Raw genomic sequence first — 22,435 nt, forward strand, 5'->3', positions numbered from 1 at the left:
GTCAGGCGAACAGTGCGAAGTAGATCGCGATGTGGTGACAGAGCGCCGCCAGCAGCGTGCAGGCGTGGAAGAACTCGTGGTGGCCAAAGACGGTCGGCCACGGATTGGGCCGGCGTAACGCGTAGAAGACCGCGCCGATGCTGTAGATCGCACCACCGACGATCAGCAGCACAAGCGCCGCGACGCCGCCGCCGTGCAGGATCTCCGGCAGCATGGCGACCGCCACCCAGCCCAGCGCCAGGTAGAGCGGCGCCGACACCCAGCGCGGCGCGTGCGGCCAGACCACCTTGACCGCCACGCCGGCCAGCGCGCCGCCCCAGACCAGGGCCAGCATCACGGTGGCCGGCCGGGGCGCGAGCAGCATCGCGCAGAGCGGTGTGTACGTGCCGGCGATGAACACGAAGATCATCGAGTGGTCCATCCGGCGCATCACCTGGTAGCCGCGCTCTGACCACACACGACGGTGGTACAGCGCGCTCGTGCCGAAGAGCCCGCAGACCGTCAGGCTGTAGATGAGGCAGCTCACCAGGGGTGCCCACCCCGGCCGGGTGGCGGCGATCGAGCAGAGCACGATGCCGCAGACCAGGGCGACGAAGAAGGCGTACGTGTGTAGCCAGCCGCGCATCCGGGGCTTACCGATGTCGACCGGCTTCAGGCGAAGCGGGGCGGAGGTGGTCACCCAGTCAGGTTACGACACCGTAGGTTACTTGTAAGTAGTGGCGTTGGTGACACCCGGCACCGTCAACGTGAACACCGGATCGGCACGACATCGGCGAGGATGAGCGGATGCGGATCCGACCCGTCGGGGCGCACGCCCTGCTACTCGACTGCGCCGCCCCCGCCGACATTCCCGAGGCGGTGGCCGACATCCCCGAGGCCGTGCTGGTCGAAGCGTGGCGGGCCGAGCTGTGGCGGCGTCGGGAGCGGGGCGACCTGGTCGCCGTGGAGATCGTGCCGGCGGCCCGGACCGTCCTGCTCGACGGCCTGCACGACCCGACCACCACGGCCGAGCAACTGACCCGATGGGCACCCGCCGTCACCGCCGCGACCACCCGCCCCAACCAAGCCGACGCCGACGCCAAGACCGAGGCCAAAGCCGACCCCGACGCCGACGCTCATGCCCTAGCCAAAGACCAAGCAGCCACAGCCACAGCCACAGCCAGCGCCAGCGCCAGCGCCAACGCCAGGACCCACGCCAGCGCCAGCACTCACGCCAGCGCCAGCACCAACGCCAGCGCCGGACTCATAGACGAAGCCGACGACGAGGCGGACGTGGTCGTACCGGTCTGCTTTGACGGGCCGGACCTGCCGGCGGTGGCGGAGCACTGGGGTGTGGACGTGTCGGCGGTGCGGCACCGGTTGACCAGCACCCGGTTCCGGGTCGCCTTCTGCGGCTTCGCCCCCGGTTTCCCCTACCTGACCGGGCTGCCCGCCGAGTTGGCGCTGCCCCGGCTGGCGACGCCCCGTCCCCGGGTGCGGGCCGGCTCGGTCGCGCTGGCCGGCCTGTACGCCGGCATCTATCCGGGCGCGTCGCCGGGCGGCTGGCTGCTGGTCGGTCGGACCGACCTGGTGCTGTTCGACGTGGCCGCCGACCCGCCGGCCCGGCTCGGTCCGGGCACCACCGTCCGGATGGTGGCGGCGTGACCCAGCCGGGCGCCATCGAGGTGCTCCGCGCCGGAGCGCTCACCACCGTGCAGGACCTGGGCCGGCCCGGCTGGGCGCACCTGGGCGTACCCCGGTCCGGTGCCCTCGACCCGGCCGCCCTGCGGCTGGCCAACCGGCTGGTCGGCAATCCGGAGCACGCGGCCGGCCTGGAGATCACCCTGACCGGCTGCACCCTGCGGCTGACCCGGGCCAGCACGGTGGCGGTCACCGGCGCCGAGGTCCCGGTCCAGGCGGGCGTTCGGCCCGGTGACATCGGGCGTCCGCTCAGCGTGCCGGCCGGAACGGTGCTGCGGATCGGTGCGGCCCGACGGGGCGTACGGAGTTGGCTGGCGGTGGCGGGCGGCGTCGAGGTGGCACCGGTGTTGGGCAGCCGGGCCACCGACACCCTCTCCGGGCTCGGCCCGCCCCCGCTGCGGGACGGCGACCTGCTGCCGCTCGGTGATCCGGTCGGCACTCCCGCACCGGTGGACCTGACCGTGTGCCCCACGCCGCCTGAGGAGCTGCACCTGACGTTGGGCCCGGGCCCTCGCGAGGACTGGTTCACGTCGACGGCGTTCGACCGGCTCTTCGGCAGCGCGTACACCATCAGCCCGGTGAGCAACCGGGTCGGCGCGCGGCTCGCCGGCGCGGCTCTGCCCCGCGCGGTCGCCGGCGAACTCCCCAGCGAGGGCATCGTGCTCGGCGCGGTGCAGGTGCCGGCGGACGGACAACCCCTGATCTTCCTCGCCGACCATCCGACCACCGGCGGATACCCCGTCATCGGAGTGGTCGCCGACGTGACCCCGCTCGCGCAGGCCCGGCCAGGTACTACCGTCAGATTCCATGGACCTCAACGCTGACCTGGGCGAGGGATTCGGCATCTGGCGACTCGGCGACGACGAGGCGCTGTTGAGCCTCGTCACCTCCGCCAACGTCGCCTGCGGCTTCCACGGCGGCGACCCGTCCACCATGCGGCGGGTCTGCGAGGGCGCCGCGCGACGCGGGGTCGCGGTGGGCGCGCAGGTCGGCTACCGGGACCTGGCCGGCTTCGGGCGGCGGCACATCGCGTACGACTTCGTCGAGCTACGCGACGAGGTGACCTACCAGTTGGGGGCGCTGGACGCGTTCTGCCGGCTGTTCCGCACCCGGGTCCGCTACCTCAAGCCGCACGGCGCGCTCTACCACGCGGCCAGCACCGACGAGTCGCAGGCGGCGGCGGTGGTCGCCGCCGTCAGCGGTTACGACCCCGAGCTGCCCGTGCTCTGCCTGCCCGGCTCGACGCTCGCCCAACTCGCCGTCGGCGCGGGCCTGCCGGTGGTCGCCGAGGCCTTCGCCGACCGCGCCTACCTGCCCAACGGGGCGCTGGTTCCGCGCGGCACCCCCGGAGCGGTGATCACCGACCCCGAGCAGGTGGCCGAACGGGCGGCGCGGATGGCCACCGAACGCAGCGTGGTGGCGGTCGACGGCACGGTCATCCCCTGCTCGGTCGACTCGATCTGCGTGCACGGCGACACCCCGGGGGCGGTCTCCGCCGCCGAACTCGTCCGCGCCACCCTGATCGACGCCGACATCACCCTGGCCCCGTTCGCCTGACCGGAGGGGCCCCGGCGGGCCCCTCCGATCACGTCAGACGTCCAGGCCGCAGAGCACGCGTCAGGCGTCCAGGCCGCGATGCACGCGTCACGCGTCCAGGCCGCGGAGCACCAGCGGCAGCCGGGTCACGGCGCCGTCGACCACCCGGACCGGTACGCCCCAGTCCTGCCGGGTCAGGTGGCAGGCCGCGTGCTCGACGTCGGCGTCGCAGGTCGCCGCCTGGGCGGTCACCTGGAGCACGCCCGCCGTCACCTCGCCGTTGAGCACCAGCCGGCGCGACAGCTCGGTGCCCGTGCCGGCACCGTCCACCAGCAGCTCCGGCGGGGACGCGGAGACCACCAACCGGGTCGACGGCCCGTACGTCTCGTCCAGCTTCTGCCCCGGCGCCGGGGTGAAGACGATGTCCAGGGTGACCTCGCCGGCCGCGACGTCGGTCGGCTTGCGCTCGGTGCGGTGCCGGGGCCCGTCCACCGTGCTGGCACCCGCCGCCGACAGGGCACCGGGCGCGAGCCGGGTCAACCGGTGCGCGGCGGACTCCACCACCAGCACCTCACCGGACGGCGTGAGCACCAGGTCGCTCGGCTCCGCCAACCCGTCGGCGACGGTGGAGACCTGGTTGCTGGCCGGGTCGAAGCGGCGCACCGCGCCGTTGTACGTGTCCGCGATCAGCACCGAGCCGTCCGGCAGCGCGCAGACGCCCAACGGGTGCTGGAGCAGCGCCGACTCGGCCGGACCGTCCACGTGCCCGAAGTCGAACAAGCCCTGCCCGACGGCGGTGCCCAGCACACCGTTCTCGACGTACCGGATCGAGCTGGTCTCGCTGTCGGCCACCCAGAGCCGGGTGCCGTCCGCAGAGGTGGAGAGCCCGGACGGCTGGGCCATCCACGCCTCGGCCAGCGGGCCGTCGCGCAGCGCCTCGACCGTGGTGCCGGCGTACATGCCGGCCGTCCGCTTGATCGGGTCGAACCACCAGAGCTGGTGGATGCCGGCCATCGCGATGATCAGCTTTTCGTCGTACCAGGCCAGGTCCCACGGGGAGGAGAGGTCGACGGCGAACGCGTCGTGGGCGTGGTCGTCGACCTCGGCGCGCCACTGCCGCCCACTGCCGGCCACGGTGACCACCTCACCGGACTCCAGCCGTACGCCGCGCAGCAGGTGGTTGACCGTGTCGGCCACCACCAGGTCGTAGCCGGCCACCTCGGCGACGTGCGTGGGCAGCAGGCACACCCCCTGCGGCTCGGAGAACGTCGCCGCGGCGGCCGGCCCGTCCGCCCGGCCCCGCTCGCCCGAGCCGATCCGACGCACCGGCGTCTCGCCGTCCGGGTCGACCTCGACCAGGGAGTGCCGGGCCGAGTCCGAGACCAGCAGGTTGCCGTTCGGCAGCAGCGCCGCTTTACCCGGGAAGCGCAGCGCGGTCTCCGGTGCCGGCGGCGGGACGTACGGGCCGCTGCCCCGGTGCAGGGTGCCCTTGGCCTCGTGGGTGGCGATCAGCTCGTCGATCAGTCGGGCCAGCCCTTCGGCGTGCCCCTCGCCGGCCATGGTGGCCACCACGTAACCCTCTGGGTCGATCACCGACAGGGTCGGCCAGGCCCGGGCCGCGTACTGCTGCCACATGTCCAGCTCAGGATCGTCGAGTACGGGGTGGTGCACCCCGTACCGCTCCACGGCGGCGGCGAGCGCGTCGGCGTCCTTCTCGTGCTCGAACTTCGGCGAGTGCACGCCGATCACGACGAGCACGTCGCCGTACTTCTCCTCCAGCGGGCGCAGCTCATCGAGCACGTGCAGGCAGTTGATGCAGCAGAACGTCCAAAAATCCGCGATGACGATCTTGCCGCGAAGGTCGGCGAGCTTGAGTTCGCGTCCACCGGTGTTCAGCCAGCCCCGACCGCGCAGTTCGGGAGCCCGTACTCGTGCGCTCATGCACCCATCGTGCCTGACCATCGGCCCGAGCCCGGCCGGAGGGGGCGAGATTTGGTTGTCGCCGACACCACCTGCGGGTACGACGACGGCGGGGCCACGGTTGCCCGTGACCCCGCCGTCGATGGAGCTACTTCGTGGCCGGCTTCAGGCAGAGCACCCGGTTGGTGCCCTCACCCGGCAGCACCACGTGGGGCTGCGTCGTGTCGGCGCACTTCTCCTTGGCGTCCACCTTCGAGACGATCGTGAACGCGCCTGCCTCGCCGCAGTCCGCCGCCGAGGCGCCGCCCTGCCCGGACTGCTTCACGCAGGTGCCGACCGCCGGGTCGAAGGCCGGCGTGTCGTCCCCGCCGACCTTGCCGAGCAGCAGCAGCAGGCCGAGCGGCACCGCCAGGATGAGCACCGCGGCGATCAGGACCGCGGCCAGCACCCGGCCGTTGCGTACCTTCGGCGTCGGTGGTTCCACCTTCGGCGCGTCGGCGTCCGGCTTGAACGCGTCGAACCGGCCCTGGTCCGACTGGCCGGCGTCTTGGCCCCAGGACGGCGCGGGGTGTGGCGGTGGCGGGAATGACGGCGGGAAGCCGCCGCCCGGCACCGGTTCGGTCGCCGGCCCGCCGAAGCCCGGCGCGCCGGAGCCTGGGCCACCGAAGTTCGGCGCACCGAAGGTCGCCGTGCCGTTCGCGGTGCCGGCGGCAGGCGACCCGGGGCCGCCGAACTGGTCCGCTGGCGGCTCGGAACCGGCGTGCGGTCGAGTGCCGTTCACCGGCCTGTTGTTGCCCGGGGCGTCGACGAAGGACGGCACACCGGGTGGGAACGCCGGCGGAGCCGACGGAGCCTCGTTGAACGCGTTCGGCGCGGGCTGCCGGTCGTCGAAGCGCGGATCGGCCGGGGAATCCCCGCCCCAGCCCTGCCCAACCTGCCGCTGCGCGTCGTTCTGCCAGTCGGGCGCGGCCTGCTGCCGCTGCGCGTCGTTCTGCCAGTCGGGGGCGATCTGACGCTGCCCCTCGTTCTGCCAGTCGGCTGCGGACTGCCGCGGCGCGTCGTTCTGCCACTCCGGAGCACCCTGGCGGTCGGCGCCCGGGTCGCCCTGGAACGCCTCCGGCTCCGGCTCGGCGTCCGGCTCCGGTCGAGCCGGGCGGCCGTACACCCGGGGTTGCGGTGTGGCCGTGCCGGTCGGACGGATGGCCTGGTCGGTCGGGGGCATCACGCGGCTGGCCAGCGGCACCGAAGCGCTCGCCGTGGCCCGGGCCGCCGCGCCGGCTGCCGACTCGGCGTCCGGCACCGGTACGACCGCGCGGCCCGCTCCGGACTCCGGAGAGGTACGCGGGGCGGGCACCACCGCGCCGCTCGACGAGACGTCCTCGGGGCGGCCACCGTACTGCGCGGCGGCGTCCGGGGTCTCCCGCTCGGCGTAGGCGGGCTGCTCGGGGATCGGCGCGAACTGGGCCTGCTGCGGGTAGTCGGCCGGCGGGACGGCGGCCAGGCTGGCACCCGGGACGCGCTGCTCCTGTGGAGGCAGCGGCACCGCGTTGGCCGGCGAGATGCCCGGGGCGGGCCCGGGCTGGTAGGCCGGTGCCTCGTCGCCCCGGTCCGCCTCCCAACCGCCACGGGACTGGGCGGAAGCTTCGGCCTCGGCGCGGCCCCACACCTCACCGGGCGCCCACGGCTCGACCTCGGCCACGCCGCCGGAGTTGCCCTGCGCGGCGTTGTCCGGGCCGGCGGCCCAGTTGGGCGCGCCGTCGCTGGTGGGCACGCTGGCGCTGGCACGGGCGGGGAGGTTGCTCGGCTCCGCGGGGGTCCACCCCGCCTGCTCCGGCCGCTCGGTCGGCTGCTCCGGCTGGGAGAGCACCCAGTCGGGCTGCTGTGGGCGGCCCTCGTTGCCGCCCCAGGCGGCCGGCTGCGCGGGCTGGTCCTGCCGCGCGTCGCCGCCCTCGTTCCACCCTGCGGGCTGCGCCTGCTGCTGCTGCGCGGCCCACCCGCCGGAGTGGGCCGGGTCGTCCTGCGCGGGCCAGGTCGTCGTCGGGGCCGGGACCTGGGCGGCGCCACGGGCGGCGTTCGGCTGGGCGGCCTGACCCCAGCCGGGTGCGGGCTGCTCGGTCGCCTCGGCGGGCTGACCCCAGGCCGGCGGCGACTGCTCCGCCGGCGTCCACACCGGCTGGTCGTCCTGGGCACCGCCGGCGGGCCAGCCACCGTTGCCGGCGGCCTGGTCCTGCTGGGCGCCGCCGGACCAGCCGGCGGCCTGCGGTGAGTCGGATTGCGGAGACTCGGCCCCACGCCAGTCAGCGGCGGGCGGGTTGGCCTGCGCCGCGCCGCCCCAACCGCTGGCGCTGGCCGGGTCTTCCTGGGCGGGCCAGGCGGCGGTGGCCGGGGGAACCTGCGCGGCACCCCGCGCGGCCGGCTGGGCCTGCACCCAGTCGGGCTGCTCAGCGGCGGCGTTCGGGGTCCAGGTCGGCGCGGGTGCGCTCTGCTCGGGCGGCGTCCAGCCCTGCTGCTGCGCTGCCCAGGGGGCGGGCTGTGCCGGAGCCGGTGCGCCATCGTTACCGGACCACGCGCCGGGCTGCTGCTGCGGCGGCTCGCTCGCGCCACCGCCCGCGGCCCAGGCGGGCTGCGCCGGGTCGTTGGGCTGCGGAGCAGCGGCGGCACCCCAGGCGGGGGCCGGCGGCTGCTCGGGCTGGGTTGCCCATGCCGGCGCCGACGGGTTGGGCCGTGTCGGGGGCGGGGGTGCCCAGCCCAGGTCGGGGCCGGCGGCGTTCTGGCCGTTGTCCGGCTGCGCCGGGCGGTCGCCGTACGGCGCCGGTCCGCCGGCGCCCGGTGACACCTCGTCCGGCTCTTGGCCGGGGCGGTGCGGGCCCTCGGACGTCATGGGTGCGCCTCCTCCATCACATGTCGGCTCGCCGGTGCCGATCGGTCTCCTCGGCGTGGCTGCCGGCGTCACCGGCGTACCGCTGTGCCGGCTCCCCGCACGGTATCGGGTGGTGGCACGACACGTCCAAGGAGCACTGGCCGTCACTCACCGTGGCCGGTTGGTGTCGAGCAGCTTCTGTCGGCTCGGCCTCTGCCGGGTCGGCGGGCGGCGACCGAAGCCCACCGTACCGGGCGCTGCGGCAGGGCGGAATCCCGGTGGTGGGTGGCTGGGAAACGCCGATGGCCCACCCGGTGGGCCGGGTGGGCCATCGATCTGGAGGAGGTGAGGAATGTCGTGGAGCGTCAGCTCATGTGACGCTGGGCGATGACGAGGATCTCCTCGCGAACTGCCGGCGAGTTCGCCGAGCGCAGCGCGTGCTCGATGGCACGGGCGCGGCGGGTGGCGTCGCGGTGGTTGCGGATTCGCTCGATCATGCTCATTGGTGGGTCCCCCTAGCTATTCGGTTGTCAGCCCCTGATGCGTCTATTCAACCGCAGAAGCCGGCGAACTTCCATCGATTATTAGGTGAGCTGAGACACCTGCCTAACAATCAAAGGTCAACAGGCACTCTGGCCGACGGTTCCGTCGCCCAACGGACACGGCCGGTGTGCCGGGCGTTAACCCGTGGCACACCGGCCGTGGCTGGCGTTTCGGACGATCAGGTCCAGGCGAGCAGCGCCGCCTCCGGATCCGTGAGAAAGTCGCCGATGTCGCGCAGGAACTTCGAACCCAGCTCACCGTCGATGATCCGGTGGTCGAAGCTCAGCCCCAGCGTGGTGACCTGGCGAACCTTGACCTTGCCCTTGTGCACCCAGGGCATCTCCCGCACCGCGCCGAAGGCCAGGATCGCGGACTCACCCGGCGGCAGGATCGGGGTGCCGGTGTCCACGCCGAACACGCCGACGTTGGTGATGGTCAGGGTGCCGCCGGACATGGCCGCCGGCGAGGTACGGCCGGACTTCGCCGTCTGCACCAGGTCGGTCAGCGCGTCCGCCAACTCCCGCAACGAGAGTCGGCCGGCGTCCTTGACGTTCGGCACGATCAGACCGCGCTCGGTGGCTGCCGCGATGCCCAGGTTGACGTACTCCTTGACCACGATCTCGTCGCCCGCCCAGGTCGAGTTGACCATCGGGTGCCGTTGCACCGCCAGCAGCACCGCCTTCGCCACCAGCAGCAGCGGCGAGACCCGTACGTCGCGCCACTCCCGCCGGCCGCGCAGCCGGTCCAGGGCCTTCATCGCCCGGCTCACGTCGATGGTCAGGAACTCCGTCACGTGCGGGGCGGTGAACGCCGAGCGGGACATGTTCTCGGCCGTCAGCTTGCGAACGCCCTTGACCGGGATGCGCTGCTCCCGGTCCGTGCCGAAGCTGGGTGCGGTCGTCGTGGCCGCGATCGGCTCGGCAACCACCACGCTCGCACCGCTCGCCGCCTGCTGCACGTCCTCCCGGGTGATCGAGCCAAGCGGCCCCGACCCGGTCAACGTGGTGAGGTCGACCCCAAGATCCTTGGCGAGCTTGCGCACCGGCGGCTTGGCCAGCACCGCGCCGCCGCTCGCCCCGCCGCTCGCCCCGCCGCTTGCCCCGTCGCGTCGATCATGGACCTGTGGTGCCGGAATCGTGGAGGTCGCAGCTGGTTTGTCACCCACCACAACTCCATGATCGACCCCAGCGGGGGCGGCGGGAGCCGTCACGGCCTGCGCGGGCACCGCGCCCTTGCGGGGGCGGCGCTTCGCGGCGGTCGTACGCGGGCCGTAGCCGACCAGCACCGCCGTCCGCCCACCCGGGGCCACTCCGCCGATCAGGCCGGGCTCGATCATGCCCTCGGCCGGTGCCACCTCCACCGCCGCCAGCGAGGCCGCCGACGGGGTGGGCAGGTCACCGCTGGGCGTGGCCGTGGTCGACGGCGTCTCCAGCGGGCCGGCTCCCGGGTCGGTGTCGATCGCGATGATCGGCGTACCGACCTCGACCGTGGTGCCCTCTGGGTGGTGGATCGCCTGCACCTGCCCGGCCCACTTCGCCGGGATCTCCACGGCCGCCTTCGCCGTCTCCACCTCGACGATCGGCTGGTTCAGCTCGATGGTGTCGCCGACCTTGACCAGCCAGGCCAGGATCTCGCCCTCGGTCAGCCCCTCACCCAGGTCGGGCAGGTTGAACGTCTTGATCCGGGACATGTCGCTCACCAGCCGAAGGTGCGGTCGACGGCGTCGAGCACCCGGTCGAGGTCGGGCAGGAACTCCTCCTCCACCCGGGCGGCCGGGTAGGGGATGTCGAAGCCGGTCACCCGCAGCACGGGCGACTCCAGGGAGTAGAAGCACTCCTCGGTGATCCGGGCGGCCAGCTCGGCGCCGAGGCCGATGTTGGATGGCGCCTCGTGCACCACGACCGCGCGGCCGGTGCGCTTCACCGACTCGTACGCCGCGGTCAGGTCCAGCGGCGAGAGCGAGCGCAGGTCGATGACCTCCAGCTCCCGGCCGTCCTCGGCGGCGGCGGTCGCCGCCTCCAGGCAGGTCCGCACCATCGGGCCGTAGGCCAGCACGGTGACGTCGGTGCCGGGCCGCACGACCCGGGCCGAGTGCAGGGGGTACGCGTCGGACAGCGGCGCGTCCAGGTCGACCTGGCCCTTCTCCCAGTAGCGCCGTTTGGGCTCCAGGAAGACGATCGGGTCGTCCGAGGCGATGGCCTGCTGGATCATCACGTACGCGTCCTGCGGGTTGGCGCAGGTCACGACCTTGAGGCCGGCGGTGTGCGCGAAGTACGCCTCCGGTGACTCGGAGTGGTGCTCGACCGCGCCGATGCCGCCGCCGAACGGGATCCGGATCACCATGGGGATGCTGAGCCGGCCGCCCGAGCGGTAGTGCATCTTCGCCACCTGCGACACGATCTGGTCGTACGCGGGGTAGACGAAGCCGTCGAACTGGATCTCGCAGACCGGCCGGTAACCACGGATGGCCAGGCCGACGGCGGTGCCGATGATGCCGGATTCGGCCAGCGGGGTGTCGATCACCCGCTGGTCGCCGAAGTCCTTCTGGAGACCGTCGGTGATCCGGAAGACGCCGCCGAGCTTGCCGACGTCCTCGCCCATGATGATGACCTTGGGGTCGTTCTCCAGGGCGCGGCGCAGACCGGTGTTGAGGGCCTTGCCGATGGTGAGCGTCTCCGTGGCCATCAGTGGGCGCTCCCCTCGAACGACTCCATGTAGCGGCTGAACTTCGCGCGCTGCTCGTCGAGCAGCGGAGACCCGTTGGGGTAGACGTGGTCGAACATCGTCACCGGCTCCGGGTTCGGCATCTCGAGCACCCGCTCGCGCAGGTGCACCGACTCGCGGCGGGCCTGCTCGTCGACCTCTGCGAAGAAGCCCGCGTCGGCGATCTGCTGCTTCTCCAGGAAGGCCTTGACCCGGGCGATCGGGTCCTTGGCCTGCCACGCCTCGACCTCGCTGGCGATGCGGTAGCGGGTCGGGTCGTCGGAGGTGGTGTGCGCGCCCATCCGGTAGGTGTACGCCTCGATGAGGCTCGGGCCCTGGCCGAGGCGGGCGTTGTCCAGCGCGGTGCGGGTGACCGCGTACGTGGCGAGGACGTCGTTGCCGTCCACCCGTACGCCGGGGAAGCCGAAGCCGGCGGCCCGCTGGTAGAGCGGGACGCGGGTCTGCCGCTCCAGCGGCTCGGAGATCGCGTACTGGTTGTTCTGGCAGAAGAAGACCAGCGGCGCGTTGAACACGCTGGCCCAGACGAACGCCTCGTTCACGTCGCCCTGGCTGGTGGCACCGTCGCCGAAGTAGGCGATCGCCGCCTCGCCGTCGTCGGTGCCGGTCTTGCCGTCGATGGTGATGCCCATCGCGTAGCCGGTCGCGTGCAGGGTCTGCGCGCCGATGACGATCGTGTACATGTTGAACTTGAACTCGTTCGGGTCCCAGCCGCCCTGGTCGACACCGCGGAACAGGCCGAGCGGCATGATCGGGTCGATGCCCCGGCAGTAGAGGACGCCGTGCTCCCGGTAGGTCGGGAAGGCCATGTCCTGGGTACGCAGCGCCCGCCCGGAACCGACCTGGGCGGCCTCCTGGCCGAGCAGGCTGGCCCAGAGGCCCAGCTCGCCCTGGCGCTGCAGAGCGGTCGCCTCGGCGTCCAGCTTCCGAACCAGCACCAGGTCGCGGTAGAGCCCGCGGTACTCCTCGTCGGTGAAGTCGACGCGGTACTCGGTGCCGTCCGGCCCGGTGGCGCTGTCGATCCGCTCGCCTTCGGGGGTGAGTAGCTGCACCAGCGCGGGGTCGCCGGCCGCGCCCTTCCTGGAGCGGGATGCAGCCCGCCTGCTGCGGGTGGTGCCCCCGGGGTCGCCCTTTGCCATCGGTCTCTCCCTGTCGTGTCTGCGTCGGCACCGGGGGGTCACCCGGCCGCGCAACTCGTGCGCCTGTCCGGCTGCTGCCGGACCGGTTCCTGGCGGCCGCGCCTAGCCCCGGTGGGGGTTGCCGCACGGCGTGATCCGGGTTCTGGCCGAGCCCGGATCGGGAGCGCCGGCGCTCAACCGCGCCTGCCGCGAGGGTGCGCGGAGGTCACGGCTGCGTTGCCGTCGTGGTCCATATTCGCAGAGCAGGTGAGCGCGCCCACAGTACGCCTGCCCCCGCATTCCGGCCGCCCTTGCTTTGACGCCGTTTGTCGCCATCGTGCCGGCCCGCGTTTCCCATGTGTTGCGGCACGATTCGTCACCGTTCGGCCAGCACCGCGTGTCGACACGCGGTGGAGGTTGGCTGACCGAGGGTGACTGCGCGAGGCTGATCCCCGCAGGATCGCGCCTATCGGGTTATTTGTCGGGCTTTTGCCTCCGGCGGCGTCCATCCATGTCTCCGACGGCCGACGACAAAGGGGTGTGCGGTGTACGAGCCAGGTGACGGTCCCGGCACACCAGCGCTCGGTCGACACCGGTTGGTCGGCGGCTACCGCCGGATGGTCGGCGTGCACCGCGCCCCCGGCGCCGGTGGCCCCACCCGCGGTTACCTGCTCACGGTCGCGCTGCTCGCCGGCACCGCGTCGATGCCCATCCTCGCCGCGATCAGCGCGGGCTCGGCCACCCCGGGCAGCACCGCCCTGCCGGACAGCAGCACCCCGTTCATGCCGACCCCGTCCGTCGGGCCGGTGGTGATCCCGCTGCCGATGACCAGCCAACCGCCGCTCCCACCGCTCGGCACACCCAGCGTCGGTCCGACCAGCGGCTGGCTGCCCGCCGCCCCGCGACGGCCACTGGAAGGGCCCGCCGCAGCCGATCCCAGGCCCGCCTGGCGGACGACCGCTCCGCCGGTGGCACCGAAGCCCACTCGGGGCACCTCGCCGCCCGTACCCCCGCCCGTCGTTCCGCCGCCGACCGACCCGGACCCGACCGACCCGCCGGAACCGGACCCCACCGACCCCGACCCGACCGACCCGCCGGACCCGACCGACCCGCCAGACCCGGACCCGACCGATCCGGACCCGACCGACTCGCCGGACCCGGACCCCACCGACCCGGACCCGACCGGCTCGGCCGATCCCGATCCGACCCCCACCCTGACGGTGGACCCGACGCCCACACTGGACCCGACGCTGGGGCCGACCCCCACGCCGACCGACGAGGCGACCGCGACCGCCGTGCCAACCAGCACCCGGTCCGTGCCCGCCCCCACACCTCCGCCGCCGGCAGCACCGACCCGCCGACCCAGCCCGGCGATCCCGTCGCCGTCGGCCGTCGCCTCGCCGCCGAGCGTCGACCCGGCACCGCTGGCCCGACCGACGCACCCCGCGGGGTTCCCGGCGGTACGGTGACGATCAGGCGCGGCCCGTCCGGCGTCGGCGGTGTTCGGGGGTAGGCGCGTACCGGAGGGGGTGGCGTGGGCGGCGGTGCGGAACTCCGCCCGGTGACCACCCGACCCGGCCCGGCGTTGCGGATCGCACGGCTGGTCACCGAGGTGACCGCACCGGCGGTGCTCGTGTCGCTGCTGATCCTCACGGTGAGCTGGCACAGCGCACGCCGCCCCGGTCAGGGCCTCGTGTGGGGTCTGCTCGCCACTCTCTTCGTCACCGGCATTCCGTTCGCCTACATCGTCGGCGGAGTACGCCGAGGCCGGCTCACCGACCACCACGTCGGCCGCCGGGAGCAGCGTCGGGCGCCGCTGCTGGTCGGCCTCGGTTCGGTCGCGGCAGGGCTCGCCCTGCTCGCCGTGTTGGGCGCGCCCCGGCCGGTGCTGGCGCTGGCGGTGGCCGGGCTGGTGGGCCTCGTCGTCGCCGTGTCGGTCAGCCACTGGTGGAAGATGTCGATCCACTCGGCGGTGGCCGCCGGCGCGCTGGTCATCCTGATGCTGACCTTCGGGACCTGGCTGCTCGTCACCGCACCGCTGCTGGCCGTGGTCGGCTGGTCCCGGGTACGGCTGAGGGACCACACGGTGGCGCAGGTGCTCGCCGGAGGTGCGCTCGGTGCCCTGATCGCCGCGGTGGTCTTCGGCCCGCTGCGCTAGCCCGGCTCATGCACGCTGCGCTAGCCCGGCCCGGGCCAGGCGGTGCTGGCCGGTCAAGGGGCGGGCGGCGCGGAGCCGCCCACCCTCGGGCGCTGTCAGGCGCCGTCGTCGGCGAGGCGGTGCCGGTTCGCCTCGATCCACGCGTCCAGTGCGGCCGGGTCGTCCGGGTCCACCCCGTCGGCCATCAGCTGCGCCACCGCGGCGGTGGCCGCGCTGCGCCGCTCACCGGTCGAGTAGAGGCGGGCGAACTCCGGCACCATCTCCTCGATCGCCTCGTCGGTGCGCGTCGCCGCCGCCTCGGGCAGCCCACGCTGGCGCGACGCGTACCGCGCCCAGGCCCGCAGCACCCGGGGCAGCATCGCCGCGTCGTCCATGTCCAGCACGGCCCGGCGGTGCACCCAGTCGAGCAGGAAGAGCCCGGACACCGCGGGGCTCCAGCGCATCGGGTCGGCGTCCGGGAAGCTCGCCGAGTGGTCCAGCAGCAGGCTCAGGCAGAAGTGCAGGGAGGCCAACTCGGGGCCGTCGACGGCGTCCAGCCCGAAGCGGACGGCCTCCGGCGCGGCGAGGAACCGTCGGACCAGGTCGGTGCGTTCGGCCGCGGAGAGCGGCTCGACCTCCGCCGGACCGGTCGGGTCGGCCGCGGTGGGCAGCATCGCCAGCCGGGCGCCGACCAACGCCCGGTCGGTGGCGAGCGACCCCTCGCCGGGCAACTCGCCCAGGTCGTCGGTGACCGCCAGATGGCGGGCCACCTCGCCCCGGAGCCGGGACGGATCTTCGGTGCGGAACCAGGTCAGCTCGTCGTCGGCGCACATCTGCCGGACCTGGTCCAGGATCCGTTCGGCCGGCCCGCCCACGAAAATGTCCTTGGTGATCCCGATGTTGTGGTCCACCAGGGCCACCAGCGCGTGCTCCGAGCCGCCGGACTCGTCGTCATAGGCGAAGGTCGCGAGGTAGGAGGTCTGGTCGCCGTACACGTCGCCGTACGCCCACGTGCCGGTGAGGTGCACCCGGCCGAGCTGGGCCGTCCAGATGGGCGCCTGGCTGCCCGGACGCACCCGCTCGGTCCCCACGGCGGTCGGGACGAGCGTGGCGAAGACCTGCCGGATGGTGGTGGCCGCCGCGATCCTGCGACGGGCGGTGGCGGCGAGGAAGCCGGTGACGAACTCCCGTACGGCGGCGTCGCGGTCGGTCTCCGCGATCGCGTAGACACTGCCCAGCAGGGCGCTGCCGAGCATCTCGGCGTCGAGGGCGGACTCCAGCTTGGTCACGTCGCGTGCGGCGTGCAGCACCGCGTCGTAGGGGGTCTGAGGCGTGGCCATGTTCCGACCCTACGCCGCCCGAGGCGTACGCAGAGCGGTAGCGAGCCGTGCGGAGCGTCAGCGGCGTGCGGCGTCCCGCAGCGCGTCGCGTGCCTGCGCGTACGAGCCGAGCACGATCCGGACCGGAGTCAGCACGTACTCGTCGCCCACCTGGGCGACCCGCGCCGTCAGCCGCTGTTCGGCGCGGGCCCGTGCACGCCGGGCGGCCCAGCGCAGCACCGGGCGGGTAAGCGCCGCCACCAGCAGCCCGGCCAGCAGGCCGCCGAGCAGCAGCAGGGTCGGCAGCGGCACCTGACCGACCATCGGGTTGTCCAGCGCGGGCAGGCCGAGCGCCCGCAGCGCGTAGCCGAGCGCCAGCCAGCCCAGCCCGACCACGGCGGCGAGGGTGACCAACCACTGCACCCCGCCGACGACCCGCCACCACAGCGGTCGGCGGTCGAGGCCGAGGTCGGTGCCGGCGATCGCGCGGTCCAGGGCGTCCGGCAGGTCGCCGAGGCGGGACCGGGCGGCGGAGGTCACCGCGGCGGGCCAGGCGGCCGGCAGGTCGGCGGCGGCCCGGTCGGCCACCGCGCGGATGGCGAGGCCCAGCGCCGAGCGCTGGGCGGCCGTCGGGTCCGGTACCGAGGTGGCCGCGACCAGGCTCTCCGCCGGGTCGGTCTGGTCGCCGGTCGGGCCGGGCAGGTGCAGCCGACGCAGCGGGTCGGGTCGCAACCGCCGCCAGCCGCGGACCACGGGCCAGCCGGTGGCCGCGCCGGCCCGGTGCCGGTACGCCCGCTCCACGGCCTCGGTCACCGCGGGCACCCCGGCCGCCCCGGCCAACGCCCGGTTCAGCCCGTTGCTGGCGGCGTCGTCCGGCCCACCTGCCGGCCGGGCCGAGCCGACCAGCTCGTCCAAGCCGGCGACGACAGTGTCGACGTCACCCGCGAGCCGGCGCAACGCGGCCTGCCGCTCGGCGACCGTGCGCTCCAGGGCGTTGCGCAGCCCGACCATCCCGGCCGGATCGATGGCGGTGGTGGCCAGCAGGGGCACACCGGTCAGCCCGTCCGTGTCGAGCAGCCGACGCAGGTCGTCCAGGACCCGGGGCACCTCGGCCGGGGGCAACCGGTCGGCCTGGTTGAGCACGACCACTGTGACGTCCCGGTGCCGGTGGAACTCGCGCAGGTAGCTGTCGTGGATGACCCGGTCGGCGTACTTCTGCGGGTCGACCACCCAGACCACCTGGTCGACCAGGCCGAGGAGTCGGTCCACCTCGAGCCGGTGGGATCGCTGCACCGAGTCGAAGTCGGGCAGGTCGAGCAGGATCAGGCCGTGCAGGGCCGTCTCGTCGTCCGCGTCCAGGGCGCTCTCCCGGACGAAGCGGTGTCGGGGCAGCACGCCGATCCAGTCGAGCAGCCGGTTGGCGCCCTCCAACGGCCCCCACACGCAGGCGTGGGTGACGCCTGTGGTCGGCCGGCGGACCCCGACCGGCGAGAGTTCCAGCTGGGCCAGCGCGTTGAAGAGGCTGGACTTGCCGCTGCCCGTGGCACCGGCCAGGGCGACCACTGTGTGGTCCCGGGACAGCGCGAGCCGGGTGCCGGCCCGCTCGACCAGGGTGTGCGCGGGCACCAGCTCGGCGTCCGGCAGCAGGCCGTCCACGGCGGTCAGGAACCGGCGTACCGCCTCCAGTCGGGCGATCAGCGCGTCGGCGTCGACCCGCTGGTCCCCGCGGAACACCTCACGTACCCGGCCGGCGATGTTGCTCACCGGAAACCCTCCTCGTCGCCGGTGGACAGCCCGCTGCGATGCCGGGCCAACTCGACCCGGCCGGCGGCCCGGCGCAACCCGTCGCCGGCGTCCGCGGCGGGACGGGCGTCGGCGGTGCGGTTCAGGAAGCGGTCGGCCTCCGCGTCGAGCAGCGTCCGCACCCGGTCCAGCAGGTCGGTGCGGGCCTTGGCGGCGAGGGTACGCACCGCCTGGTCGCCGAAGATCGCCTGGAGGACGGCCTGCGCGGCGACAGTGGTGCCGGCCCCGGTGGCCAACTCCAGCCCGGTCGGGATGAACGCGGTGGAGGCGAAGACGGCGATCATCACGGCCAGCCCGGTGGCGTTCACCGCGTACGCGGCGGTGCGGGCCACGAACCGCTTGTCGCCGCCCTCGACCCGGACCAGTTCCAGCACGCCGCGCTGCCAGTCCCGGACCATCCGCTCGGCACGTTCGGGTAGGTCGTCGCTCGGGTGCGCGAGCGCCGGGTCGAGCAGCCCGGCACCGGCCGGGTGTGCCTTCCACCCGGTGTACGTGGACTCGGCGGCCTCCGAGGCCACTCCGCGCAGCAGCGTCACCAGCTGGGACTCGATGGCGTTGCGCAACTCGACCGAGGGCGCCGGTCGACCGGTGACGGCGGCCACGACACGGTCCCGTAGGCGGCCGATCCGGGCCTCCAGTGTGCGGAACAGCTCACCGGTGCCGACGAACTCCTGCCAGCGGGCGAGCACCTCACCGCGGAGCAACCGGCCGTCCTGAAGCCCCTGCTCGACGGTGCGTTCGGCACCCCGGTACGCGGCCCGGACCCGTTCGTCCAGCCCGTCGGCGGCGGCGAGCTGCTCGTCGGCGGCGTCGGCCAGCTCCTCCACGGCGGGGTGGAGCGCGGCCAGCGCCCCGTCGAGGGTCTGGCGGACCACCGCCGCCCGCGCGTCCACGTCGGCGGCCAACCGGGCGAACCAGTCGGCCAACGGCGCAGTCACCCCCTCGGGCAGCAGCCCCTGACCGTCGACCCAGGTCTCCGGCAACACGAACAGCGGCGCCCGGCCGAGGTCCTGCTCGGCGAGCATCTCGGTCAGGTGCGCGGCGATCTCCTCGGTGGCCTCGGCGGGCACCCGGTCCAGCACCATGGCGATCACCGCGCCGCGCGCGCGGGCACTGCGCAGCAGCTCCCAGGGCACCGCGTCGGCGTACCGGGCGGCGGTGGTGACGAAGAGCCACAGGTCGGCGGCGGCCAGCAGTTGGGTGGCGAGCGCCCGGTTGGCGTCGACGACCGAGTCGATGTCGGGCGCGTCGAGGAAGGCCAGCCCGGCGGGCAGGGCCGGGGCGGTGACGAGGTGCAGGGCGCGCGGGTCGTCGCTCGGCTCGGTGGTGCGGGTCAGCCCGGGCAGGAGGTCACCCTGCCGGAACCAGGCCGCGTCGGACGGGTTGCAGACCAGCACCGGGGAACGGGTGGTCGGCCGGAGCACGCCGGCCGCGCTGACCCGGGCCTTGACCAGGCTGTTGACCAGGGTCGACTTCCCCGCGCCGGTGGAGCCGCCGACCACCACGAGCAGTGGGGCGTCCAGCCGGGCGAGCCGGGGCAGCAGGTAGTCGTCGAGCTGGTCGGTGAGGGCGGTGGCGGTGTGCCGGGCGGGGCCGGCAGAGGGCAGTGCGAGGGGATACCGGGTCGCGCCGATCGCCTCCCGGAGGCCCGACAGCGCCCCGGGGAGGCCGTCGTCCCCGGTGGTGGCGGGCGGCTCCTCCGCGGCGTCCGACGGGTCGGTGCGGGCTGCGACGGCGGGCGCGCCGGAACGGGTGGCGGGATCGCCGTGCGTCGTCACCGCTAAAGCGTGCCCGACCGATGCAAGGGAAGACAACCGGACGGTAATAACGGGTGGGTTGCGTCGGGTTGACTCAAGTCAACTTGACGATTGGCCAACGCGTGGCACTATTGAGTCAAGTTCACTCAACTTGTGGTGGGGCCCGCTGCGGGCGGTGCTCGCCAGCAGCCCACGGGCGACGCCCGTCACCTGCACAACCTTACGAAGCGAGGAAGCGAAGATGGCACGTGCGGTCGGTATCGACCTCGGCACGACGAACTCCTGCGTCAGCGTTCTCGAGGGCGGTGAGCCCACCGTCATCGCCAACGCTGAGGGGTCGCGGACGACTCCGTCGATCGTCGCGTTCGCCCGCAACGGCGAGGTGCTCGTCGGTGAGGTCGCCAAGCGCCAAGCGGTGACCAACCCGGACCGGACGATCCGGTCGGTCAAGCGCGAGGTCGGCACGAACTGGTCCGTCGACATCGACGGCAAGAAGTACACCCCGCAGGAGATCTCGGCCCGGACGCTGATGAAGCTCAAGCGGGACGCCGAGGCGTACCTGGGCGAGCAGATCACCGACGCGGTGATCACCGTCCCGGCCTACTTCAACGACAGCCAGCGCCAGGCCACCAAGGAGGCCGGTGAGATCGCCGGCTTCAACGTGCTGCGGATCGTCAACGAGCCGACCGCGGCCGCCCTGGCGTACGGGCTGGACAAGGGCTCCAAGGAGCAGACCGTCCTGGTCTTCGACCTCGGCGGCGGCACCTTCGACGTGTCGCTGCTCGAGCTGGCCGAGGGCGTCATCGAGGTCAAGTCGACAAGCGGTGACAACCACCTCGGTGGCGACGACTGGGACCAGCGGATCATCGACCACCTGGTCAAGACGTTCCGCGGTGAGCACGGCATCGACCTCGGTCAGGACAAGATGGCCCTCCAGCGGCTCCGTGAGGCCGCCGAGAAGGCCAAGATCGAGCTGTCCGCCGCCACCACCACCAACATCAACCTGCCGTACATCACCGCCGGCGCGGCCGGCCCGCTGCACCTCGACGTGACGCTCAGCCGCGCCGAGTTCCAGCGGATGACGCAGGACCTGCTGGACCGGTGCAAGGGCCCGTTCGAGCAGGCCGTGAAGGACGCGGGGATCAAGATCTCCGACGTCGAGCACGTCATCCTGGTCGGCGGTTCGACCCGGATGCCCGCCGTGACCGACCTGGTCAAGCAGCTCACCGGTCGCGACCCCAACAAGGGCGTCAACCCGGACGAGGTGGTCGCCGTCGGCGCCGCCCTCCAGGCCGGTGTGCTCAAGGGTGAGGTCAAGGACGTCCTGCTGCTCGACGTGACCCCGCTGAGCCTGGGCATCGAGACCAAGGGCGGCATCTTCACCAAGCTGATCGAGCGCAACACCACCATCCCGACCAAGCGTTCCGAGGTCTTCACCACGGCGGACGACAACCAGCCGTCGGTGCTGATCCAGGTGTTCCAGGGTGAGCGCGAGATCGCGGCCTACAACAAGAAGCTCGGCACCTTCGAGCTGACCGGCCTCCCGCCGGCGCCGCGCGGCGTGCCGCAGATCGAGGTCGCCTTCGACATCGACGCCAACGGCATCGTCAACGTGCACGCCAAGGACCTGGGCACCGGCAAGGAACAGAAGATGACGATCACCGGCGGCTCCTCGCTGCCGAAGGACGACATCGAGCGGATGCGCCGGGACGCCGAGGAGCACGCGGAGGAGGACAAGCGCCGCCGCGACGACGCCGAGACCCGCAACGTGGCCGAGGCGCTTCAGTGGCAGACCGAGAAGTTCCTCGCCGAGAGCGGCGACAAGCTGCCCAGCGAGAACCGCGAGCAGCTCAACGAGGCGCTCGGCGAGCTGCGTGGCGCCCTCGGCGGTCAGGACATCGAGAAGATCAAGTCCGCGCACGAGAAGCTGGCGCAGGTCTCCCAGCAGGCCGGCTCGCTGCTCTACTCGCAGCAGGCCGAGCAGGGTCAGCAGCCGGGTGGTGAGCCCGGCCCGGGTGCGACCGGCGCGACCGGCCCGCAGGCCGGCGGTGCCGACGACGTGGTCGACGCGGAAATCGTGGACGAGGACGGCAAGAAGTGACCGTCGCCCTCCGACACGTTTCCACCGCGAAGGGGATGAGGTAGCCGCATGACGCAGAAGCCACGAGCCGCCGACCCGGGCGACACCGGGTCGACGCCGGGTGGCTCCGCGCCCACGGAGCCGACCACCGGCGACGGGGAGCGGGTCGTCATCCGCAACAACCGTAAGCTCGTCGACACCGCCGAGCCGGCGGGGACCGCCGCGGACGCGGAGACCGGCGTACCGGCCGAGGGTCTGGTCGAGGACGCCGAGGTCGTGGTCGACGAGATCGAGGTCGAGGTCAACTCCACCGACGGGCCGGAGCCGTCCGGTCCGCCGGTGGTGGACGCCCCGGCGCAGCCGGCGGACGGCGGCGGCACGAGCACCTCGCTCGGCGCCGAGCTGGAGGCGCTCCGGGCCGAGCTCGACGAGCGGACCAGGGACCTGCAGCGGGTGTCGGCGGAGTACGCCAACTACCGCAAGCGGGTCGACCGTGACCGCAGCCTCGTGCAGGAGCAGGCGACCGGCTCGGTGCTGGCCGCGCTGCTGCCGATCCTGGACGACCTGGACCGGGCCCGGGAACATGGCGACCTGGTCGGGCCGTTCGGCACGGTGGCGGAACAGCTCACCACCGCGCTGGGCAAGTTCGGCCTGAACGCCTTCGGCGAGCAGGGCGACCCGTTCGACCCGACCCGGCACGAGGCGGTCGCGCACCAGACCTCGGCCGACGTCAGCGAGCCGACCTGCGTACAGGTCATGCGACGCGGCTACCAGCTCGGTGAGCGGCTGCTGCGCCCCGCGCTGGTCGCGGTCGCGGATCCGGAATAGTGCCAGACAGTGACCGGGCCGTGGGGCCCCCCCCCCCCCCCCGGGGGGGGGGGGGCCGGGCCCCCCCGGGGGGGGGGGGGGGGGGCGGGGGGTGGGGGGGGGGGGGGGCGCCACCACGTTTAAAACCGGGCGG

General features: G+C 73.4%; 17 protein-coding genes. 7 read left to right on the forward strand and 10 right to left on the reverse strand.

The genetic code is table 11. From position 1 onward, the window contains the following. Position 1: 1 nt before the first annotated feature. On the reverse strand, positions 2-679 hold the full coding sequence (locus ACIBD9_RS31380; protein ID WP_396723072.1) for a hemolysin III family protein: 678 nt from the start codon (positions 677-679) through the stop codon (positions 2-4). A 107-nt stretch (positions 680-786) separates the two neighbouring features. Between ACIBD9_RS31380 and ACIBD9_RS31385 the strand changes: the two genes are divergently transcribed. The 3 genes from ACIBD9_RS31385 to ACIBD9_RS31395 are packed head-to-tail and all read left to right on the forward strand — an operon-like array spanning position 787 to position 3,237. Further along, a complete protein-coding gene (locus ACIBD9_RS31385) occupies positions 787-1,644 on the forward strand; it encodes an allophanate hydrolase subunit 1 (protein WP_396723074.1) in 858 nt (285 codons plus the stop codon). Continuing rightward, on the forward strand, positions 1,542-2,504 hold the full coding sequence (locus ACIBD9_RS31390; RefSeq protein WP_396723102.1) for a biotin-dependent carboxyltransferase family protein: 963 nt from the start codon (positions 1,542-1,544) through the stop codon (positions 2,502-2,504). The genes ACIBD9_RS31385 and ACIBD9_RS31390 overlap by 103 nt, the downstream gene beginning before the upstream one ends. Then, positions 2,488-3,237, forward strand: a complete 750-nt coding sequence (locus ACIBD9_RS31395) for a LamB/YcsF family protein (protein WP_396723076.1) — start codon at positions 2,488-2,490, stop codon at positions 3,235-3,237. The genes ACIBD9_RS31390 and ACIBD9_RS31395 overlap by 17 nt, the downstream gene beginning before the upstream one ends. Positions 3,238-3,324: 87 nt before the next feature. Here ACIBD9_RS31395 and ACIBD9_RS31400 read toward each other — a convergent pair whose 3' ends face one another. The 6 genes from ACIBD9_RS31400 to pdhA all read right to left on the reverse strand — a co-directional run bounded on the left by ACIBD9_RS31400 (position 3,325) and on the right by pdhA (position 12,399). After that, positions 3,325-5,157 (reverse strand): NHL domain-containing thioredoxin family protein, encoded by a 1,833-nt coding sequence (locus tag ACIBD9_RS31400; protein ID WP_396723078.1) that lies wholly within the window; start codon positions 5,155-5,157, stop codon positions 3,325-3,327. Between the two features lie 127 nt (positions 5,158-5,284). Continuing rightward, entirely contained in the window at positions 5,285-8,017 is a 2,733-nt protein-coding gene (locus tag ACIBD9_RS31405; RefSeq protein WP_396723080.1) for a hypothetical protein, read from the reverse strand. 344 nt (positions 8,018-8,361) lie between these two features. Beyond that, the gene (locus tag ACIBD9_RS31410; protein WP_165435866.1) at positions 8,362-8,499 is read right to left on the reverse strand and encodes a hypothetical protein; all 138 of its coding nucleotides are present in this window, start codon (positions 8,497-8,499) and stop codon (positions 8,362-8,364) included. Positions 8,500-8,717: 218 nt separating this feature from the next. Continuing rightward, positions 8,718-10,229, reverse strand: a complete 1,512-nt coding sequence (locus tag ACIBD9_RS31415; protein ID WP_396723104.1) for a dihydrolipoamide acetyltransferase family protein — start codon at positions 10,227-10,229, stop codon at positions 8,718-8,720. 5 nt (positions 10,230-10,234) lie between these two features. Next, positions 10,235-11,224, reverse strand: a complete 990-nt coding sequence (locus tag ACIBD9_RS31420) for an alpha-ketoacid dehydrogenase subunit beta (protein WP_238660916.1) — start codon at positions 11,222-11,224, stop codon at positions 10,235-10,237. Beyond that, the gene (pdhA, locus tag ACIBD9_RS31425; protein ID WP_396723082.1) at positions 11,224-12,399 is read right to left on the reverse strand and encodes a pyruvate dehydrogenase (acetyl-transferring) E1 component subunit alpha; all 1,176 of its coding nucleotides are present in this window, start codon (positions 12,397-12,399) and stop codon (positions 11,224-11,226) included. Before pdhA ends, ACIBD9_RS31420 begins: the two co-directional genes overlap by 1 nt. A gap of 524 nt (positions 12,400-12,923) precedes the next feature. Here pdhA and ACIBD9_RS31430 point away from each other — a divergent pair. After that, positions 12,924-13,847 (forward strand): hypothetical protein, encoded by a 924-nt coding sequence (locus ACIBD9_RS31430; protein ID WP_396723085.1) that lies wholly within the window; start codon positions 12,924-12,926, stop codon positions 13,845-13,847. 65 nt (positions 13,848-13,912) lie between these two features. After that, a complete protein-coding gene (locus tag ACIBD9_RS31435) occupies positions 13,913-14,536 on the forward strand; it encodes a phosphatase PAP2 family protein (RefSeq protein WP_396723088.1) in 624 nt (207 codons plus the stop codon). Positions 14,537-14,631: 95 nt separating this feature from the next. On the opposite strand, the gene ACIBD9_RS31440 is transcribed toward ACIBD9_RS31435, so the two are convergent. The 3 genes from ACIBD9_RS31440 to ACIBD9_RS31450 are packed head-to-tail and all read right to left on the reverse strand — an operon-like array spanning position 14,632 to position 19,415. After that, on the reverse strand, positions 14,632-15,855 hold the full coding sequence (locus ACIBD9_RS31440; protein ID WP_396723091.1) for a hypothetical protein: 1,224 nt from the start codon (positions 15,853-15,855) through the stop codon (positions 14,632-14,634). Between the two features lie 57 nt (positions 15,856-15,912). After that, complete coding sequence (locus tag ACIBD9_RS31445; protein ID WP_396723093.1) at positions 15,913-17,598, reverse strand: GTPase; 1,686 nt, start codon at positions 17,596-17,598, stop codon at positions 15,913-15,915. Further along, on the reverse strand, positions 17,595-19,415 hold the full coding sequence (locus ACIBD9_RS31450; protein WP_396723096.1) for an ABC transporter: 1,821 nt from the start codon (positions 19,413-19,415) through the stop codon (positions 17,595-17,597). Before ACIBD9_RS31450 ends, ACIBD9_RS31445 begins: the two co-directional genes overlap by 4 nt. Before the next feature lie 220 nt (positions 19,416-19,635). Here ACIBD9_RS31450 and dnaK point away from each other — a divergent pair, with 220 nt between their 5' ends. Both dnaK and grpE read left to right on the forward strand, forming a co-directional pair. Next, positions 19,636-21,495 (forward strand): molecular chaperone DnaK, encoded by a 1,860-nt coding sequence (gene dnaK / locus ACIBD9_RS31455; RefSeq protein ID WP_366337429.1) that lies wholly within the window; start codon positions 19,636-19,638, stop codon positions 21,493-21,495. Between the two features lie 48 nt (positions 21,496-21,543). Beyond that, complete coding sequence (gene grpE / locus ACIBD9_RS31460) at positions 21,544-22,302, forward strand: nucleotide exchange factor GrpE (RefSeq protein ID WP_396723097.1); 759 nt, start codon at positions 21,544-21,546, stop codon at positions 22,300-22,302. Positions 22,303-22,435: the final 133 nt, after the last annotated feature.

This window comes from Micromonospora sp. NPDC050784, assembly GCF_044456765.1.
Classification (GTDB): Bacteria; Actinomycetota; Actinomycetes; order Mycobacteriales; family Micromonosporaceae; genus Micromonospora; species Micromonospora foliorum.

Excerpts from the sequence above, each read along its gene's own strand:
- dnaK (WP_366337429.1), top strand. The coding sequence starts at position 19,636 with ATGGCACGTGCGGTCGGTATCGACCTCGGCACGACGAACTCCTGCGTC.
- grpE (WP_396723097.1), top strand. The coding sequence starts at position 21,544 with ATGACGCAGAAGCCACGAGCCGCCGACCCGGGCGACACCGGGTCGACG.
- ACIBD9_RS31385 (WP_396723074.1), top strand. The coding sequence starts at position 787 with ATGCGGATCCGACCCGTCGGGGCGCACGCCCTGCTACTCGACTGCGCC.
- ACIBD9_RS31415 (WP_396723104.1), bottom strand. The coding sequence starts at position 10,229 with ATGTCCCGGATCAAGACGTTCAACCTGCCCGACCTGGGTGAGGGGCTG.
- ACIBD9_RS31395 (WP_396723076.1), top strand. The coding sequence starts at position 2,488 with ATGGACCTCAACGCTGACCTGGGCGAGGGATTCGGCATCTGGCGACTC.
- ACIBD9_RS31400 (WP_396723078.1), bottom strand. The coding sequence starts at position 5,157 with ATGAGCGCACGAGTACGGGCTCCCGAACTGCGCGGTCGGGGCTGGCTG.
- ACIBD9_RS31440 (WP_396723091.1), bottom strand. The coding sequence starts at position 15,855 with ATGGCCACGCCTCAGACCCCCTACGACGCGGTGCTGCACGCCGCACGC.
- ACIBD9_RS31405 (WP_396723080.1), bottom strand. The coding sequence starts at position 8,017 with ATGACGTCCGAGGGCCCGCACCGCCCCGGCCAAGAGCCGGACGAGGTG.
- ACIBD9_RS31410 (WP_165435866.1), bottom strand. The coding sequence starts at position 8,499 with ATGAGCATGATCGAGCGAATCCGCAACCACCGCGACGCCACCCGCCGC.
- pdhA (WP_396723082.1), bottom strand. The coding sequence starts at position 12,399 with ATGGCAAAGGGCGACCCCGGGGGCACCACCCGCAGCAGGCGGGCTGCA.
- ACIBD9_RS31420 (WP_238660916.1), bottom strand. The coding sequence starts at position 11,224 with ATGGCCACGGAGACGCTCACCATCGGCAAGGCCCTCAACACCGGTCTG.